The sequence below is a fragment of the Gluconacetobacter dulcium genome, assembly GCF_014174165.1.
GTDB classification, from domain to species: domain Bacteria; phylum Pseudomonadota; class Alphaproteobacteria; order Acetobacterales; family Acetobacteraceae; genus Gluconacetobacter; species Gluconacetobacter dulcium.
This window is the reverse complement of sequence record NZ_JABEQN010000006.1, coordinates 113,953-132,264: the sequence shown is the minus strand read 5'-3', so window position 1 is coordinate 132,264 and position 18,312 is coordinate 113,953. Positions and strand designations below refer to the sequence as shown.

Below are 18,312 nucleotides of genomic sequence, written 5' to 3'. Positions count from 1 at the left end.
CGCCCCCTTGGCCGTTCTGGCGCCCTGACCGCAAGGTCTCGGGCGCCTTCGGCGGTAGAAGGCCCATCTTTCGGGGTGGGCGGGGGCGCCGGTTTCGGCGCCCAGGCATGGATGGTTTGTGATGATCCGCTTTCGGTCGCCGTGGCTCCGGGTTCCGGGCGCGGAAAGGTCCGGGTCGTCGGGGATGGGGGCAGGATAGACGATGAACGCCATTACGAAATCGTTCACGGGACGCAAGCGCATCCGCAAGAGCTTCGGGCGGATACCCGAAATCGCTCCGATGCCCAATCTGATCGACGTGCAGCGCGCCAGTTACGAGGCGTTCCTGCAGATGAACGTGTCGCCCGACAGCCGGACGCAGACCGGCCTGCAGGAAGTGTTCCGTTCGGTTTTTCCGATCAATGATTTCGCCGGGCGCGGCCGCCTGGAGTTCGTGCATTACGAACTCGAAGAGCCGAAATACGATGTCGAGGAATGCATCCAGCGCGGCCTGACCTTCGCGGCGCCGCTGAAGGTGGTCCTGCGCCTGATCGTGTGGGATGTCGACGAGGATACCGGTTCGCGCTCGATCCGCGACATCAAGGAACAGCCCGTCTATATGGGCGACATGCCGCTGATGACGGATAACGGCACCTTCATCATCAACGGCACCGAGCGCGTCATCGTCAGCCAGATGCACCGCAGCCCCGGCGTGTTCTTCGATCACGACAAGGGCAAGACCCATTCCTCGGGCAAGTTCCTGTTCGCCGCCCGCGTCATCCCCTATCGCGGCTCGTGGCTCGATTTTGAATTCGACAGCAAGGACCTGATCTACGTCCGCATCGACCGCAAGCGGAAGCTGCCGGTCACGACGCTGCTGTACGCCCTGGAAGGCGAGGCTTCGGCCGCCGCCCGTGCCGCGAAGACCGCCGAGGGCGGCGACGTGGACGCGTTGGAGATCCGCGGCATGGATGCCGACGAGATCCTGGGCTATTTCTACAACAAGGTCGTCTTCACCAAAGGCCCCAAGGGCTGGGCCCGTCCGTTCGACGCCGAGTCGTTCCGCGGCATGAAGCTGCTGGAGCCGCTGGTGGACGCGCAGAGCGGCGAAGTGGTGGCCGAGGCCGACGCCAAGCTGACCGCCCGCATGGTGCGCAAGATCGCCGAGACGACCAAGGAAGTGCTGGTCGGCGCCGCCGGTCTGGTCGGTCGTTACGTGGCGCATGATCTGGTCAATCCCGAGACCGGCGAGATCTATGCCGAGGCTGGCGAGGAACTGACCGAGGCGCGTCTCGAGGCCCTGGAAGAGGCGGGCGTCGACTGCCTGCCGACGCTGGCGGTCGATGCCGCGAACGGCCCGTGGATCCGCAACACGCTGGCGGTTGACAAGAACGGCTCGCGCGACGATGCGCTGACCGACATCTATCGCGTGATGCGCCCCGGTGAGCCGCCGACCCCGGAAACCGCCGAAGCGATGTTCTCGGGTCTGTTCTTCGACGCGGACCGCTACGACCTCTCGGCGGTCGGCCGCGTGAAGATGAACATGCGCCTGGGCCTGGACGCACCGGATACCATGCGCGTGCTGCGCAAGGAAGACATCCTGCGCACCGTCAAGATCATGTGCGAGCTGAAGGACGGCCGCGGCGCGATCGACGACATCGACAATCTAGGCAACCGTCGCGTCCGCTCGGTCGGCGAGCTGATGGAAAACCAGTATCGCGTCGGCCTGCTGCGCATGGAGCGTGCGATCCGCGAGCGCATGGGCTCGGTCGATATCGACACCGTGATGCCGCATGATCTGATCAACGCCAAGCCGGCGGCGGCGGCGGTGCGCGAGTTCTTCGGCTCGTCGCAGCTCAGCCAGTTCATGGACCAGACCAACCCGCTGTCGGAAGTGACGCATAAGCGCCGCCTCTCGGCGCTTGGCCCGGGCGGTCTGACCCGTGAGCGTGCCGGCTTCGAGGTGCGCGACGTTCATCCGACCCATTATGGCCGCATCTGCCCGATCGAGACGCCGGAAGGGCCGAACATCGGTCTGATCAACTCGCTGGCGACCTACGCCAAGGTGAACAAGTACGGCTTCATCGAAACTCCGTATCGCCTGGTGCGTGACGGCGTGCTGCAGGACGGCTGGAAATACCTCTCCGCCATGGAAGAGGAAAAGCTGATCGTCGCCCAGGCCGATGCGAAGCAGGATCAGGATGGCCGTCTGACCGACGAACTGGTTTCGGTGCGTCGTGGCGGGGATTTCCGTCTGGTGAAGCCGGAAGAGGTGACCGCCTGTGACGTGTCGCCCAAGCAGCTTGTCTCGGTCGCGGCCGCGCTGATCCCGTTCCTGGAGAACGATGACGCGAACCGCGCGCTGATGGGCTCGAACATGCAGCGTCAGGCGGTGCCGCTGGTCCGCTCCGATGCGCCGCTGGTCGGCACGGGCATGGAAGCGGCCGTGGCGCACGATTCGGGTGCGACGATCGTGGCCCGACGCAGCGGCGTGATCGACCAGATCGACGGCGCGCGCATCGTCGTCCGTGCCACCGACGCGGCCGGGGCGACCCAGGGCGTCGATATCTACCGTCTGCGCAAATATATGCGCTCGAACCAGTCCACCTGCATCAACCAGCGTCCGCTGGTGCGCGTGGGCGACCAGGTGCTGGCCGGCGACATCATCGCCGACGGCCCCTCGACCGAACTGGGCGAACTGGCGCTGGGCCGGAACGTGCTGGTCGCGTTCATGCCGTGGAACGGGTACAATTTCGAAGATTCGATCCTGATCTCCGAGCGGATCGCTCGCGATGACGTCTTCACCTCGATCCATATCGAGGAATTCGAGGTCATGGCCCGCGATACCAAGCTGGGTCAGGAGGAAATCACCCGCGACATTCCCAATGTCGGCGAGGAAGCCCTGCGCAATCTCGACGAGGCGGGCATCGTCTATGTCGGCGCCGAGGTGAATCCGGGCGACATCCTGGTCGGCAAGGTGACGCCGAAGGGCGAAAGCCCGATGACGCCGGAAGAGAAGCTGCTGCGCGCCATCTTCGGCGAAAAGGCATCGGATGTCCGCGATACGTCGCTGAAGCTGCCGCCCGGCACCACCGGCACGATCGTCGATGTGCGGGTCTTCTCGCGTCGCGGCGTCGACAAGGACGAGCGCGCGATGGCGATCGAGCGCGCCGAGATCGAGCGTCTGGCCAAGGACCGCGACGACGAGCGCGCGATCCAGGAGCGGTCGTTCTACAACCGGCTGCGCGAGCGTCTGGTGGGGCAGGTATCCGGCACGGGCTTCAAGGGCATCCGTTCGGGCACCGAGATCACCGAGGAAGTGCTGGCCGAGCATCCGCGCGGTGCATGGCGCAACATCACCGTCGCCGCCGATCCGGTGATGGTCGAGCTGGAAGTGCTGCGGCGCGAGTTCGATGCCGCCGTGGCCCGCATCCAGGCGCGCTTCGAAAGCAAGGTCGAGAAGCTGCAGCGCGGCGACGAGTTGCCGCCCGGCGTGATGAAGATGGTCAAGGTGTTCGTCGCGGTGAAGCGCAAGCTGCAGCCCGGCGACAAGATGGCCGGCCGCCACGGCAACAAGGGTGTGGTGTCGCGCGTCGTGCCGGTGGAAGACATGCCGTTCCTCGAGGACGGCACGCCGGTCGATCTGGTGCTGAACCCGCTGGGCGTGCCCTCGCGCATGAATGTCGGGCAGATCCTGGAGACCCATCTGGGCTGGGCCTGCGCCAATATCGGCAAAGGGATCGGCGGACTGGTGGATGAATACCAGCGCACCGGCGAGAAGAAGCAGGAACTGCTGGACCGACTGAAGGCCGTCTATGGCGACAAGGTGTATGACGATTCCATCGTCACCTTGCCCAACGAGCAACTGGTCGAACTGGCCAACAACCTGCGCAAGGGCGTGCCGATCGCGACCCCGGTGTTCGACGGCGCGTCGATCCCCGATATTGAGGCGATGCTGGCGGATGCCGGCGTCAACAAGTCGGGCCAGTCGCAGCTGATCGACGGGCGCACGGGCGAGAAGTTCGAGCGTGTGACCACGGTGGGCTACATCTACATGCTCAAGCTGCATCACCTGGTCGACGACAAGATCCATGCTCGGTCGATCGGTCCGTATTCGCTGGTCACGCAGCAGCCTCTGGGCGGCAAGGCCCAGTTCGGCGGCCAGCGTTTCGGCGAAATGGAGGTCTGGGCGCTGGAAGCCTACGGCGCGGCCTACACGCTGCAGGAAATGCTCACGGTGAAGTCGGACGACGTGTCCGGCCGCACCAAGGTCTACGAAGCGATCGTGCGCGAGCAGGACGATTTCGAGGCCGGTATCCCCGAGAGCTTCAACGTTCTGATCAAGGAACTGAAGTCGCTCGGCCTGAACGTGGATCTGGAGCAGAGTGGCGACTGACGCCGCCGTCAGTCACACCACTTCGTCTCTATCTGTTCTTTTTTCATGGATGGTTGCGGCCCGGCGGGTCGCAGCCATTCATTTCCCCCAGGGGGTTTGCGGCGCATGAACGAACTCATGAAGATCCTGGGCCAGACTGGCCAGACCACGGTCTTCGATCAGATCAAGATCCAGCTCGCTTCGTCCGAGCAGATCCGGTCCTGGTCGTACGGCGAGATCAAGAAGCCCGAGACCATCAACTACCGGACCTTCAAGCCCGAGCGCGACGGCCTGTTCTGCGCGCGGATCTTCGGGCCGATCAAGGACTACGAGTGCCTGTGCGGCAAGTACAAGCGCATGAAGTTCCGCGGCATCATCTGCGAAAAGTGCGGCGTTGAGGTCACGCTGGCCAAGGTCCGCCGCGAGCGGATGGGCCATATCGAGCTTGCCAGCCCGGTCGCGCATATCTGGTTCCTGAAGTCGCTGCCCAGCCGCATCGGCCTGATGGTCGACATGACGCTGAAGGATCTGGAAAAGATCCTGTATTTCGAAAGCTACGTGGTGCTGGAGCCCGGCACCTCGCCGCTCAAGCAGTACAGCCTGCTGAACGAAGACCAGTATCTCGACGTCATGGACGAGCATGGCGAAGAAGGGATCGAGGTCGGAATCGGCGCCGAGGCCATCAAGAAGGTCCTGGAGCGGATCGACTGCAAGGCCGACAAGGAGCGTCTGCGCCAGGAGTTGAAGGACACGACGTCCGAGGCCAAGCGCAAGAAGCTGGTCAAGCGCCTGAAGCTGATCGAGGCGTTCGCCGAGAGCGAATCGCGCCCCGAGTGGATGATCATGGACCTCATCCCGGTGATCCCGCCGGAGCTGCGTCCGCTCGTCCCGCTCGATGGCGGCCGTTTCGCGACCTCCGACCTGAACGACCTGTATCGCCGCGTCATCAACCGTAACAACCGCTTGAAGCGGCTGATCGAGCTGCGCGCGCCGGACATCATCGTCCGCAACGAAAAGCGCATGTTGCAGGAATCGGTCGATGCGCTGTTCGATAACGGCCGTCGCGGCCGGGCGATCACGGGCGCCAACAAGCGGCCGCTGAAGTCGCTGTCCGACATGCTCAAGGGCAAGCAGGGTCGCTTCCGTCAGAACCTGCTGGGCAAGCGCGTCGATTATTCGGGCCGTTCGGTGATCGTGGTCGGGCCGGAACTGAAGCTGCACCAGTGCGGTCTGCCTAAGAAGATGGCGCTGGAGCTGTTCAAGCCGTTCATCTACTCGAAGCTCGAGAAATACGGTCACGCCACCACCATCAAGGCCGCGAAGCGGATGGTGGAGAAGGAGCGTCCCGAGGTGTGGGACATCCTCGAAGAGGTCATCCGCGAGCATCCGGTGATGCTGAACCGCGCGCCGACGCTGCACCGCCTGGGCATCCAGGCGTTCGAGCCGGTGCTGATCGAAGGCAAGGCGATCCAGCTTCACCCGCTGGTCTGCACTGCCTTCAACGCGGATTTCGACGGCGACCAGATGGCCGTGCACGTCCCGCTGAGCCTCGAGGCCCAGTTGGAAGCGCGCGTGCTGATGATGTCGACCAACAACATCCTCAGCCCCGCCAACGGCAAGCCGATCATCGTGCCGTCGCAGGACATCGTGCTGGGGCTGTATTATCTCAGCCTCGAGACCCCCGAGTTCCGCGTCACGCCCGACCGTAACGAGTACGACGCCGAGGGCCGGATCACGGTGCAGGGCGCCTCGTCCTTCGCCACGGTCGGCGAGGTCGAGTACGCCCTGTCGGCCGGCGCCATCAAGCTGCATGACAAGATCGTCGCGCGGTACGAGACGGTGGATGCCGACGGCAAGCCCGTGCGCCAGACCGTCATCACCACGCCGGGCCGTATGCTGATCGCGCAGATCCTGCCGCGTCATGCGGCGATTCCCTTCGCGCTGATCAACAAGCAGCTGACGAAGAAGAACGTGTCGGACGTGATCGACGCGGTCTATCGTCACTGCGGTCAGAAGGAAGCGGTGATCTTCTGCGACCGCATGATGGGGCTGGGCTTCCGTCACGCGGCCAAGGCCGGCATTTCGTTCGGCAAGGATGACATGATCATCCCGACCGAGAAGAAGGGCCTGGTCGATCGCACCGCCACCGAGGTGAAGGAGTTCGAACAGCAGTATCAGGACGGTCTGATCACCGCTGGCGAGCGCTACAACAAGGTGGTCGATGCCTGGTCGCGCTGCACCGACGAGGTGCAGGCCGCGATGATGAAGGAGATCTCGCGCCAGGAGGTCGGCAAGGTCACGAACTCGGTGTGGATGATGAGCCATTCCGGTGCCCGTGGGTCGCCGGCGCAGATGAAGCAGCTGGCCGGCATGCGCGGCCTGATGGCCAAGCCGTCGGGCGAGATCATCGAGCAGCCGATCATCGCCAACTTCAAGGAAGGCCTGTCGGTTCTCGATTACTTCACCTCGACCCACGGCGCCCGCAAGGGGCTGGCGGACACCGCGCTGAAGACCGCGAACTCGGGTTACCTGACCCGCCGTCTGGTCGACGTGGCGCAGGACTGCATCATCGTCGAGGAAGATTGCGGTTCCGAGCGCGGCCTGACGGTTCGTGCCGTGATGGATGGCGGCGAAGTCGTCTCCTCGCTGTCCGAGCGGATTCTGGGCCGCACGGTCGCCGCCGATGTGCTGGACCCGGCGACGGGCGACGTGCTGGTGAAGCGCGACCTGCTGATCGACGAGGCCCTGGCCGAGAAGATCGAGAAGGCCGGCGTGGAAAGCATGCTGATCCGTTCGGTCCTGACTTGCGAGAGCCGGGTCGGCGTCTGCGGCCTGTGCTACGGGCGCGATCTGGCGCGCGGCACGCCGGTCAATATCGGCGAGGCTGTCGGCGTGATCGCGGCCCAGTCGATCGGCGAGCCGGGCACCCAGCTCACCATGCGTACCTTCCATATCGGCGGTGCGGCGCAGCGTGGCGCCGAGCAGTCGATGGTCGAGGCGTCGCGTGACGGACAGGTGACGATCAACAACCGCAACGTCGTTCATAACAGCCAGAACGTGCCGATCGTGATGTCGCGTAACTGCGAGATCGTGCTGACGGACGAGAAGGGGGTCGAGCGTGCGCGCTTCCGCGTGCCTTACGGCGCGCGCCTGCTGGTGGAAGAAGGGGCCACGGTCACACGCGCCCAGAAGCTGGCCGAGTGGGATCCGTACACCCTGCCGATCATCACCGAGCAGTCGGGAACGGTCGAGTATCTGGACCTGATCGACTCCATCACGCTCGTCGAGCGGATGGACGAAGTGACGGGCCTGACCTCGAAGGTGGTCGTCGACTACAAGCAGGCGGCCAAGGGTGTGGACCTGCGTCCGCGTCTGCAGCTCAAGGACGCGAACGGCAACGTCATCAAGCTGTCCAACGGCAACGACGCCCGCTACTTCCTCTCGCCCGATTCGCTGCTGTCGGTCGAGAACGGGGCGCAGGTCAGTGCCGGTGATGTGCTGGCCCGTATCCCGCGTGAAGGCTCGAAGACCCGTGACATCACGGGTGGTCTGCCCCGCGTCGCCGAACTGTTCGAGGCACGGCGTCCGAAGGACCATGCGATCATTTCCGAGACCGACGGCCGCGTCGAGTTCGGCAAGGATTACAAGGCCAAGCGCCGGGTCATCGTGAAGAACGACGAGACGGGCGAAGAGACCGACTACCTGATCCCCAAGGGCAAGCACGTCTCGGTCCAGGAAGGCGATTTCGTCCGCGTGGGCGATCCGCTGGTCGACGGTCCGCGCGTGCCGCATGACATCCTGAAGGTTCTGGGTGTCGAGGCGCTGTCGGACTACCTGGTGAACGAGATCCAGGACGTCTATCGACTCCAGGGCGTGAAGATCAACGACAAGCACATCGAGGTGATCGTTCGCCAGATGCTGCAGAAGGTCGAGATCCTCGAACCCGGCGACACGACCTATCTGGTCGGCGAGACGGTGGACCGGATCGAGTACGAGACCGAGAACACGAAGCGCCTGAACATGGGCGAGCGCCCGGCCGCGGCCATGCCTGTGCTCCAGGGCATCACCAAGGCCTCGCTGCAGACCCAGTCCTTCATCTCGGCGGCGTCGTTCCAGGAGACGACTCGTGTCCTGACCGAGGCCGCCACGGCCGGCAAGCGCGACACGCTGAACGGCCTGAAGGAAAACGTGATCGTCGGGCGTCTGATCCCGGCGGGCACGGGCAGTGTGATGAACAAGCTGCGGGCGATCGCGGCAGGGCAGGACCGCCAGCGCCTCGCGCAGGGCCGTCCCGTGGTCACCAAGGCCGGCTGAGCGCGTCTCGGCGGTGTTTGCCGCCCCTTGTGAAGGGGCGGGTTGTGGAAGGGGCCGGGTGGCAACACCCGGCCCCTTTCCTATGGGGCCGAGGTCCTGTATCTGATGGCCGACCGGATCGCGCCGAATCGGATGATTGGCACGGTCGGGATGCGCGACGATCGCGCGACGGCGGGCCTGCCGTGACTGCATGCCCGCCATCGCCTGCCTGCCGAGATAATTCGGCGGGAATCGGCCGCGAATCCCGAGGTAACACTTGACTCAAGGGCAGGGGCTTCGTAGGTTCCGCGCCCTCGGCTAGCCCCGTCTCGTATGACGTCGTTGGCCGTCGAATGCAGCATGCAGGCATGCGGTGCCGTGGTCCGAAAGGGCCGCCAAGGCCGGATGTAAATATGATGCCCAGGCGAATGATCCTCATTCGGTGGGATTTTGTTGTGAACGACAGTCGGCAACCTGAGACGCGGTTGGCCGGCCGAAATTTGTAAGGATCGGGAAAGGCGTATGCCGACCATCAACCAGCTGATCGCCAAAGGCCGCGAGCCCGCAGCCAAGCGCAATAAGGTGCCTGCTCTGCAGGGTTGCCCGCAGAAGCGCGGTGTCTGCACCCGCGTCTACACAACCACACCGAAGAAGCCGAACTCGGCTCTGCGTAAGGTTGCGAAGGTGCGTCTGACGAACGGCTATGAGGTCGTCAGCTACATCCCCGGTGAAGGCCACAACCTGCAGGAGCACAGTGTGGTCCTGATCCGCGGTGGCCGCGTCAAGGATCTTCCGGGCGTTCGTTACCACATCCTGCGTGGCGTTCTGGATACCCAGGGTATCGCCAAGCGTCGTCAGCGTCGCTCGCTCTATGGCGCGAAGCGTCCGAAGTAAAAGGAATAACCAGGCATGAGTCGCCGTCATCGCGCCGTGAAGCGCGAGATTCTTCCCGATCCGAAATTTGGTGATGTCGTCATCACGCGCTTCATGAATGCGCTCATGTATGACGGCAAGAAATCCACCGCCGAAGGCATCGTCTATGGTGCGCTTGAGGTGTTGCGTCGCCGTGGTGGTGCAGCAGCCGATCCGGTTGTGATGTTCCACAGCGCGCTGGACAACGTGAAGCCGGCCGTCGAGGTCCGTTCGCGTCGCGTCGGTGGTGCCACCTATCAGGTGCCCGTCGAAGTGCGCACGGAGCGTCGTCAGGCGCTGGCGATCCGCTGGCTGATCGACGCCTCGCGCAAGCGCGGCGAGAACACCATGCAGGAACGTCTGTCCAACGAGCTTCTGGACGCGGTCAACAATCGTGGGTCCGCCGTGAAGAAGCGTGAAGACACGCATCGCATGGCCGAGGCCAACAAGGCGTTCAGTCATTATCGCTGGTAAGGGGCGTTTGTCCGGTCTAAAGACCGGCACGCTTCCGGTTAGGAACATTTCAACCCGACTCCCGGCCTGTGGGCCGAGGTAACGGAGATAGACGATGGCAAAGGCTAAATTCGAGCGGACGAAGCCGCACTGCAATATCGGCACGATCGGTCACGTCGATCACGGCAAGACGTCGCTGACCGCCGCGATCACCAAGACGCTGGCGAAGACCGGTGGCGCCACCTTCAAGGCGTACGACCAGATCGACGCGGCGCCGGAAGAGCGCGCTCGTGGCATCACGATCTCGACCGCCCACGTCGAGTACGAGACCGCCGCGCGCCACTACGCGCACGTCGACTGCCCCGGTCACGCCGACTACGTGAAGAACATGATCACCGGTGCGGCGCAGATGGACGGCGCCATCCTGGTGGTTTCCGCCGCCGACGGCCCGATGCCGCAGACCCGCGAGCACATCCTGCTGGCGCGTCAGGTCGGCGTTCCGGCGCTGGTCGTGTTCCTGAACAAGGTTGACCAGGTCGACGATCCGGAGCTGCTGGAGCTGGTCGAGATGGAAGTGCGCGAGCTTCTGTCCGCTTACCAGTTCCCGGGCGACGATATCCCCATCATCAAGGGCTCGGCCCTGGTGACGCTGGAAGAAGGCGATCCGGAAGTTGGCGAGAACCGCGTGCGCGACCTGATGGACGCCGTGGATGCCTACATTCCGCAGCCGGAGCGTCCGGTTGACCGTCCGTTCCTGATGCCGATCGAAGACGTGTTCTCGATCTCTGGTCGTGGCACCGTGGTGACCGGTCGTGTCGAGCGTGGCGTCGTGAACGTCGGTGACGAAATCGAAATCGTCGGTCTGCGCGCGACGCAGAAGACGACGGTGACGGGTGTCGAAATGTTCCGCAAGCTGCTGGATCGCGGCGAGGCCGGTGACAACATCGGTGCGCTGGTCCGCGGCACGAAGCGTGAAGACGTCGAGCGTGGCCAGGTTCTGGCCAAGCCGGGTTCGATCACCCCGCACACGAAGTTCAAGGCCGAGGCGTACATCCTCACGAAGGAAGAGGGTGGCCGTCACACGCCGTTCTTTACCAACTACCGCCCGCAGTTCTATTTCCGCACCACCGACGTGACGGGTGTCGTTCACCTGCCGGAAGGCACGGAAATGGTCATGCCGGGCGATAACGTTGCGATGGACGTCGAGCTGATCGCGCCGATCGCGATGGACGAAGGTCTGCGTTTCGCCATTCGTGAAGGTGGCCGCACCGTCGGCGCCGGCGTGGTGGCCTCGATCACGGCCTGATCGGGTTCGTAACCAGAACTGGCGACCCCGGCCGGAGCAATCCGGCCGGGGTCTCCTTTGGCGGCTCGGGTTCCCCCGAACCATTGAAGTTGGACTGAATAGACGATGGACAACCAGAACATCCGCATTCGCCTGAAGGCGTACGATCATCGGGTGCTCGATAACAGCACCAAAGAGATCGTCAACACGGCGAAGCGTACGGGTGCGCGGGTTCGGGGTCCTATCCCGCTGCCGACGCATATCGAACGGTTCACCGTGAACCGCTCTCCCCACGTGGACAAGAAAAGCCGCGAGCAGTTCGAAATTCGGACTCATCGCCGGCTGCTCGACATTGTCGAGCCGACCCCGCAGACCGTGGACGCTCTCATGAAGCTCGACCTCGCCGCTGGCGTGGACGTCGAGATTAAACTTTAAGGTCCAGACGATGCGCACCGGATTGATCGCAAAGAAGCTGGGCATGACCCGGCTGTTTAAGGAAGACGGCACCCATGTGCCTGTCACCGTCCTGCATATCGACAACGTGCAGGTGGTGGATGTCCGTACCCAGGAGCGTGATGGCTATACGGCCGTGCAGCTCGGGCTCGGCAACGCCAAGGTGAAGAACGTCTCCAAGCCGAACCGCGGCCATTTTGCCCGCGTGAAGGTCGAACCCAAGAAGAAGCTGGTTGAATTCCGCGTTGCGGAAGATGCCGTGCTGGAAGCAGGCGCCACTCTCTCTGCCGCCCATTTCGTGGTGGGGCAGAAGATCGACGTGACGGCCACCAGCAAGGGCAAGGGCTTCGCCGGCGCCATGAAGCGCTGGAACTTCGCGGGTCTCGAAGCTTCGCACGGCGTGTCCATCAGCCATCGTTCGCATGGTTCGACGGGTAACCGCCAGGATCCGGGCAAGACCTTCAAGAACAAGAAGATGGCCGGGCACCTGGGCTCTGAGCGCGTGACCACCCTCAATCTCGAGGTGGCGGCGGTGGATGCCGAAAAGAACCTGCTCCTGGTCCGTGGCTCCGTGCCCGGCGCCAAGAACGAGCTGGTGCTGGTTCGTGATGCGATCAAGAAAGCCCGTCATGCCGAGGCGCCGTATCCGGCGGCCCTGGTTGAGGCTGCGGGCTGAGGATAGAGGGCAATGGATTACGAAATCAAAACCCTCGACAACGGGAGCGCCGGCACGGCCGTCCTTCCGGACGAGATTTTCGGGGTGACGCCGCGGGCCGATATCATGGCGCGTGTGGTGCACTGGCAGCTGGCCAAGCGCCGCGCCGGCACGCACAAGGTCAAGGGGATGGGCGAAGTCTCCGGCACGACCAAGAAGCCGTACCGCCAGAAGGGCACGGGTAGCGCCCGTCAGGGCTCGCTGCGTGCGCCGCAGTACCGCACCGGTGGTGCCGTGCATGGGCCGGTCGTTCGCGATCATGGCTACGACCTGCCGAAGAAGGTGCGTCGTCTGGGCCTGATCTCCGCGCTGTCGCAGAAGGCTGCCGAAGGCAAGCTGGTGGTGCTGGACGCCGCCACGTCGTCGGGCCGCACTGCCGAGCTGGCCGCGAAGGTCCAGGCGCTGGGCTGGAAGTCCGCCCTGATCGTCGATGCGACGGTCGAGGAGAATTTCGGTCGCGCCACCCGCAACCTGCCGAAGATCGACGTGCTGCCCACCATCGGCGCGAACGTCTACGACATCCTCAACCACGACGTGCTCGCGATCACCCGCGCCGGCGTCGAAGGCCTGAAGGAGCGCCTGGCATGACCAACGTGCTCGCAATCCGCAAGAAGGCGGAGCGCATGTCGCGTGAGACGATGTATGACATCGTTCGCGCGCCGCTGATCACCGAGAAGGCGACGGCGCTGTCCGAGAAGAACCAGGTGGTCTTCAAGGTCGCGATCGACGCCACGAAGCCGGAGATCAAGGTCGCGGTCGAAGGTCTGTTCGGCGTGAAGGTCCTGGGCGTGAACACGCTTGTCCAGAAGGGCAAGACGAAGCGCTTCAAGGGCCGCCCGGGCCAGCGTTCCGATGTGAAGAAGGCGTTTGTGCAGCTTGCCGAGGGTCAGTCCATCGACCTGACCGCGAAGCTGGTCTGACGCGGGGTAGCAAGACATGGCACTGAAGCACTTTAATCCGGTCACCCCCAGCCTGCGCAATACGGTCCTGATCGACCGTAAGGAGCTGTGGAAGGGTAAGCCTGTAAAGGCTCTGACCGAAGGCAAGAACAAGTCCGGCGGACGCAACAACCATGGGCGCATCACCTCGCGCTTCATCGGTGGCGGCCACAAGCAGTCCTATCGCTTCGTCGATTTCAAGCGGCGCAAGTTCGATGTGGCCGGCACGGTCGAGCGTCTGGAATATGACCCGAACCGCACCGCCTTCATCGCGCTGGTGAAGTATGAGGACGGCGAGCTCGCCTACATCCTGGCGCCGCAGCGCCTGAAGGTGGGTGACCAGGTGGTGGCCGGCGCGCGCGTCGACATCAAGCCGGGCAACGCGATGCCGCTGTCGGCCATTCCGGTCGGCACCATCGTGCATAATATCGAGCTGAAGCCGGGCGCCGGCGGCAAGATTGCCCGCTCGGCCGGCACGTACTGCCAGCTGGTCGGCAAGGATGCCGGCTATGCGCAGATCAAGCTGCAGTCGGGCGAGCTGCGCGTCGTGCGCGGCGAGTGCATGGCGACGGTTGGCGCGGTGTCGAACCCGGACAACATGAACCAGCATATGGGCAAGGCCGGTCGCGGTCGCTGGCTGGGTCGTCGTCCGCATAACCGCGGCGTCGTGATGAACCCGGTCGACCATCCGCATGGTGGTGGCGAAGGCCGCACCTCGGGCGGCCGTCATCCGGTCACGCCGTGGGGCAAGCCGACCAAGGGTTACAAGACCAGGGTTAACAAGCGTACGGACAGTCTGATTATCCGTCGCCGGAAAACCGGTAAGTAAGGGGCAAAGAAGATGGCACGTTCCGTCTGGAAGGGCCCGTTCGTGGACGGGTATCTGCTGAACAAAGCCGATGCGTCGCGCGCGTCGGGCCGTAACGAAGTGATCAAGATCTGGTCGCGTCGCTCGACAATCCTGCCGCAGTTCGTCGGTCTGACGTTCGGCGTCTATAACGGGCACAAATTCCTGCCCGTTCAGGTGTCGGAGAACATGGTGGGGCACAAGTTCGGCGAGTTCTCGCCGACGCGTACCTTCACGGGGCATTCGTCGGACAAGAAGGCGAAGCGGGGCTGATATGAGCAAGCCGAAGCATCCGCGCACGCTCGCGGAAACCGAGGCGCAGGCCGTCACGCGGAATATCCGCGTGAGCCCGCGCAAGCTGAATCTGGTCGCGGCGCTGATTCGCAACAAGCCGGCGGCCCAGGCCGTGGCGACACTGACGTTCTCGAAGCGTCGCATCGCGCAGGACGTCAAGAAGACCCTGCAAAGCGCGATCGCGAACGCAGAGAACAATCATCAGCTGGATGTCGACCAGCTGGTGGTGGTGCGCGCCGAGGTTGGCAAGTCGATCGTCATGCGTCGTTTCCATGCGCGTGGTCGTGGTCGTTCGTCCCGCATCGAGAAGTTCTTCAGCCATCTGAAGATCGTCGTGGCCGAGCGTTCGGCCGAGGCGGAGACAACCGAGCAGAAGGCGGCCTGATCCATGGGACACAAAGTCAATCCGATCGGGCTGCGGCTCGGTATCAACCGCACCTGGGACAGCCGTTGGTACGCTGGCCCCGACTATTCGCGCCTGCTGCATGACGACCTGAAGCTGCGTTCGCACCTGCGCCGCAAGCTGTCGGGTGCTGGCGTGTCCCGCGTGGTGATCGAGCGTCCGGCGAAGAAGCCCCGCGTGACGATCTACGCCGCCCGTCCGGGCGTCGTGATCGGCAAGAAGGGTCAGGACATCGACGTTCTGCGCAAGGATCTGACCCGTATGGCGAAGACCGACGTTGCGCTGAACATCGTCGAGATCCGCAAGCCGGAAATCGACGCGACGCTGGTGGCCGAGAACATCGCTCAGCAGCTGGAGCGCCGCGTGGCCTTCCGTCGCGCCATGAAGCGCGCCGTGCAGTCGGCGATGCGTCTGGGCGCGCAGGGCATCCGGATCAACTGCGGTGGCCGTCTGGGCGGCGCCGAGATCGCGCGTGTCGAGTGGTATCGCGAGGGCCGGGTGCCGCTGCACACGCTGCGCGCGGACATCGATTATGGCGTGGCCACGGCGAAGACCACCTATGGCACCTGCGGTGTGAAGGTCTGGATCTTCAAGGGTGAGATCCTCGCCCAGGACCCGCTGGCGCAGGATCGGCGCGCCGCCGAGCAGGCTCCGCAGCGCTAAGCTGCGGAACCTAAGGATCTAGAACGGCGCCAGGCGGCGCGTGAGGATTTAGAACAATGCTTTCTCCCAAGCGGACAAAGTACCGCAAGGCCCACAAGGGCCGCATTCATGGGCTGGCGAAGGGCGGAACGACGCTGAATTTCGGTGCGTTCGGCCTCAAGGCCCTGGAGCCGGAGCGGGTGACCGCCCGGCAGATCGAGGCCTCCCGCCGGGCCATTACCCGTGCGATGAAGCGTGCCGGTCGCGTCTGGATTCGGATCTTCCCCGATCTTCCGGTCTCGACAAAGCCCGCCGAAGTGCGTATGGGCTCCGGCAAGGGATCGCCGGAATACTGGGTGGCCCGTGTGAAACCGGGTCGTATCCTGTTCGAGATCGAAGGCGTTTCGCCGGAACTGGCGCGCGAAGCGCTGGCGCTGGGCGCTGCGAAGCTGCCGATCAAGACCAAGTTCGTGACCCGTATCGGAGAGGCGTGAGATATGGCAAAGGCAACCAAGCCGGCCGATCTGCGTGCCAAGACCGCGGAAGAACTGGAGGCGCTTCTCATTGACCTGAAGCGCGAGCAGTTCAACCTGCGGTTCCAGCGCGCGACCGGCCAGAATGAAGGACAGGCGCGTGTTCGTACGGTGCGTCGTGAGATCGCCCGTCTGAAGACGATCGCGTCCGAGGCGTTGAAGAAGAGTGCAGCCGGCGCGGAAGCGTCGGCCGCGAAGTCCTGAAGGGAGACGGGCGATGCCGAGGCGCGTCCTGAGCGGACGGGTGACCAGCGACAAGATGGACAAGACGGTGACCGTTCTTGTCGATCGTCGCGTCATGCATCCGCTGTATAAGAAGTTCATCCGCCGCTCGAAGAAATATGCGGCGCATGATGAGCAGAACGAATGCAAGGTTGGTGACACGGTGCGCATCGAAGAGTGCAAGCCGATCTCCAAGCGCAAGACCTGGACCGTGATCGTCCGTAACGGCGCCCAGCTGGGCACCGCCGGCGTCGAGTCCGGCGCGCAGGCGTAAGAAGGGCATAGGTTATGATCCATCCCGAGACCAACCTGGACGTCGCCGATAATTCGGGCGCGCGTCAGGTGCAGTGCATCAAGGTGCTGGGCGGTTCCAAGCGGAAGACTGCCTCGGTCGGCGACGTGATCGTCGTGTCCGTCAAGGAAGCGATCCCGCGCGGCAAGGTCAAGAAGGGCGACGTTCACCAGGCGGTGATCGTGCGTACCTCGTACCCCGTGCGTCGTCCCGATGGCAGCGCCATCCGCTTCGACCGGAATGCGGCCGTCCTGATCAACAAGCAGCAGGAGCCGATCGGCACCCGCATCTTTGGGCCGGTTGTGCGTGAACTGCGTGCGCGCAAGTTCATGAAGATCATCTCGCTGGCGCCGGAGGTGCTGTAATGGCCGCGCGTATCAGGAAAGGCGACCAGGTCGTCGTTACCACCGGGTCGTCCAGGGGCGTCCGGGGCGAGGTGCTTTCGGTCCTGCCCGGTGACAACAAGGCCGTGGTGCGCGGTGCGGCAGTGGCCAAGCGCCACACACGCCCGAACCGCATGGGTGAGCAGGGAGGCATCATCGAGAAGGAGATGCCGATCCACCTGTCGAACCTGAAGCTGGTCGATCCCAAGAGCGGCAAGCCGACGCGTGTCGGTTTCCGTGTTCTGGAAGATGGCCGCAAGGTCCGCGTCGCCAAGGCGACCGGCGAAGTCATCGAAGGCTGAGGAGGCGCGGATGTCTGAAGTACAAGCCACCCGCTCGGTGCCGCGTCTGCAGAAGCGTTATCAGGACGAGCTGCGTGCGAAGCTGCGCGAAGAGTTCGGCTACAAGAACGTGATGCAGGTTCCGCATCTCGAGAAGATCGTCATCAACATGGGTGTTGGCGAGGCCGCGGGCGACCAGAAGAAGCTGGACGCCGCCGTTGCCGAACTGACGCTGATCGCCGGACAGAAGCCGGTCAAGACGATCGCCAAGAAGGCGATCGCCGGCTTCAAGATCCGCGCCGGTCTGCCGATCGGCTGCAAGGTCACCCTGCGCCGCGCCCAGATGTACGAATTCCTCGACCGTCTCGTGACCATCACGTTGCCCCGCGTGCGCGATTTCCGCGGCCTGCCCGGCAACAAGGGTTTCGACGGCCATGGCAACTTCGCCATGGGCATGAAGGAACAGATCGTGTTCCCGGAAATCGAGTACGACAAGGTCGACGATATCCGTGGCATGGACATCATCTTCGTCACCAGCGCGAAGACGGATGCGGAAGCGAAGGCTCTTCTGAAGGCGTTTGATCTGCCCTTCGCTGCGTAATTGCGGCGATTGGGGCTTCCGCCCAGAGGTCAGAAGACCTATTAGACACGTTGTTTGGAAAACCGTCGGGATGGCCCGACAGGTTCCGGAGGGTAGAACAAGGCATGGCCAAGATCTCCGCCGTTAACCGGAATGCCAAGCGTCAGCGCATGGCAACCCGGGACAAGGCTAAGCGGATTGCGCTCAAGAACATTGTCATGGATCGGACGCTTCCGGTCGAAGACAGGTTCGAGGCAACTCTGAAACTCGCAGAGCTTCCCCGCAATGGTTCGCGCGTTCGCGTGCGTCTGCGGTGCAAGCTGACGGGGCGTTCACGCGCCAATTACAGGAAGTTCGAACTCTGCCGTATCGCGCTGCGCGATCTGGCTTCCAGTGGCCAGATTCCTGGCATGGTCAAGTCGAGCTGGTAAG

The 18,312-nt window shown here is 63.7% G+C and carries 21 protein-coding genes; all 21 read left to right on the top strand.

The genetic code is table 11. The annotated features are described in order from the left end of the window. Positions 1–202 precede the first annotated feature (202 nt). The 21 genes from rpoB (at position 203) to rpsN (ending at position 18,311) form a co-directional block, all read left to right on the top strand. Positions 203–4,375, top strand: coding sequence for a DNA-directed RNA polymerase subunit beta (gene rpoB, locus HLH25_RS07010; protein ID WP_182973377.1), 4,173 nt, complete (start codon positions 203–205; stop codon positions 4,373–4,375). Positions 4,376–4,480: 105 nt separating this feature from the next. Further along, the gene (gene rpoC, locus HLH25_RS07005) at positions 4,481–8,668 is read left to right on the top strand and encodes a DNA-directed RNA polymerase subunit beta' (RefSeq protein ID WP_182973376.1); all 4,188 of its coding nucleotides are present in this window, start codon (positions 4,481–4,483) and stop codon (positions 8,666–8,668) included. Positions 8,669–8,710: 42 nt separating this feature from the next. Next, the gene (locus HLH25_RS19975; protein WP_220791712.1) at positions 8,711–8,854 is read left to right on the top strand and encodes a hypothetical protein; all 144 of its coding nucleotides are present in this window, start codon (positions 8,711–8,713) and stop codon (positions 8,852–8,854) included. A 315-nt stretch (positions 8,855–9,169) separates the two neighbouring features. Continuing rightward, on the top strand, positions 9,170–9,541 hold the full coding sequence (gene rpsL, locus HLH25_RS07000; RefSeq protein WP_003621118.1) for a 30S ribosomal protein S12: 372 nt from the start codon (positions 9,170–9,172) through the stop codon (positions 9,539–9,541). Positions 9,542–9,556: 15 nt separating this feature from the next. After that, positions 9,557–10,033: a 30S ribosomal protein S7 gene (rpsG, locus tag HLH25_RS06995; RefSeq protein WP_182949575.1), complete on the top strand. Its 477-nt coding sequence runs from the start codon at positions 9,557–9,559 to the stop codon at positions 10,031–10,033. 94 nt (positions 10,034–10,127) lie between these two features. After that, a complete protein-coding gene (gene tuf / locus HLH25_RS06990) occupies positions 10,128–11,318 on the top strand; it encodes an elongation factor Tu (protein WP_182973375.1) in 1,191 nt (396 codons plus the stop codon). A gap of 105 nt (positions 11,319–11,423) precedes the next feature. Next, positions 11,424–11,732, top strand: a complete 309-nt coding sequence (rpsJ, locus tag HLH25_RS06985; RefSeq protein ID WP_007282720.1) for a 30S ribosomal protein S10 — start codon at positions 11,424–11,426, stop codon at positions 11,730–11,732. 10 nt (positions 11,733–11,742) lie between these two features. Continuing rightward, positions 11,743–12,426, top strand: a complete 684-nt coding sequence (gene rplC / locus HLH25_RS06980; protein WP_114727489.1) for a 50S ribosomal protein L3 — start codon at positions 11,743–11,745, stop codon at positions 12,424–12,426. A 12-nt stretch (positions 12,427–12,438) separates the two neighbouring features. After that, positions 12,439–13,053, top strand: a complete 615-nt coding sequence (rplD, locus tag HLH25_RS06975) for a 50S ribosomal protein L4 (RefSeq protein ID WP_114727490.1) — start codon at positions 12,439–12,441, stop codon at positions 13,051–13,053. Between the two features lie 35 nt (positions 13,054–13,088). Further along, positions 13,089–13,385: a 50S ribosomal protein L23 gene (locus HLH25_RS06970; protein ID WP_174787951.1), complete on the top strand. Its 297-nt coding sequence runs from the start codon at positions 13,089–13,091 to the stop codon at positions 13,383–13,385. Between the two features lie 16 nt (positions 13,386–13,401). Then, complete coding sequence (gene rplB / locus HLH25_RS06965; protein ID WP_114727492.1) at positions 13,402–14,232, top strand: 50S ribosomal protein L2; 831 nt, start codon at positions 13,402–13,404, stop codon at positions 14,230–14,232. Positions 14,233–14,244: 12 nt separating this feature from the next. Further along, positions 14,245–14,523 (top strand): 30S ribosomal protein S19, encoded by a 279-nt coding sequence (rpsS, locus tag HLH25_RS06960; protein WP_007399623.1) that lies wholly within the window; start codon positions 14,245–14,247, stop codon positions 14,521–14,523. A gap of 1 nt (position 14,524) precedes the next feature. Then, positions 14,525–14,929, top strand: coding sequence for a 50S ribosomal protein L22 (rplV, locus tag HLH25_RS06955; RefSeq protein WP_114727493.1), 405 nt, complete (start codon positions 14,525–14,527; stop codon positions 14,927–14,929). Positions 14,930–14,932: 3 nt separating this feature from the next. Continuing rightward, positions 14,933–15,610, top strand: coding sequence for a 30S ribosomal protein S3 (rpsC, locus tag HLH25_RS06950; RefSeq protein ID WP_182973374.1), 678 nt, complete (start codon positions 14,933–14,935; stop codon positions 15,608–15,610). Positions 15,611–15,666: 56 nt separating this feature from the next. Then, positions 15,667–16,083 carry a 50S ribosomal protein L16 gene (rplP, locus tag HLH25_RS06945; RefSeq protein WP_114727495.1) on the top strand — a complete coding sequence of 139 codons (417 nt, stop codon included), beginning with the start codon at positions 15,667–15,669 and terminating at the stop codon, positions 16,081–16,083. A 3-nt stretch (positions 16,084–16,086) separates the two neighbouring features. After that, positions 16,087–16,326 carry a 50S ribosomal protein L29 gene (rpmC, locus tag HLH25_RS06940; RefSeq protein ID WP_182973373.1) on the top strand — a complete coding sequence of 80 codons (240 nt, stop codon included), beginning with the start codon at positions 16,087–16,089 and terminating at the stop codon, positions 16,324–16,326. Between the two features lie 13 nt (positions 16,327–16,339). Further along, positions 16,340–16,618 (top strand): 30S ribosomal protein S17, encoded by a 279-nt coding sequence (gene rpsQ, locus HLH25_RS06935; RefSeq protein WP_114727497.1) that lies wholly within the window; start codon positions 16,340–16,342, stop codon positions 16,616–16,618. Between the two features lie 14 nt (positions 16,619–16,632). Further along, entirely contained in the window at positions 16,633–17,001 is a 369-nt protein-coding gene (gene rplN / locus HLH25_RS06930; protein ID WP_042059420.1) for a 50S ribosomal protein L14, read from the top strand. Beyond that, positions 17,001–17,321 carry a 50S ribosomal protein L24 gene (gene rplX, locus HLH25_RS06925; RefSeq protein ID WP_114727498.1) on the top strand — a complete coding sequence of 107 codons (321 nt, stop codon included), beginning with the start codon at positions 17,001–17,003 and terminating at the stop codon, positions 17,319–17,321. The genes rplN and rplX overlap by 1 nt, the downstream gene beginning before the upstream one ends. Before the next feature lie 10 nt (positions 17,322–17,331). Continuing rightward, positions 17,332–17,901 (top strand): 50S ribosomal protein L5, encoded by a 570-nt coding sequence (gene rplE, locus HLH25_RS06920; protein WP_114727499.1) that lies wholly within the window; start codon positions 17,332–17,334, stop codon positions 17,899–17,901. 104 nt (positions 17,902–18,005) lie between these two features. After that, positions 18,006–18,311, top strand: coding sequence for a 30S ribosomal protein S14 (rpsN, locus tag HLH25_RS06915; RefSeq protein ID WP_114727500.1), 306 nt, complete (start codon positions 18,006–18,008; stop codon positions 18,309–18,311). The last annotated feature ends 1 nt before the right edge of the window (position 18,312 follow it).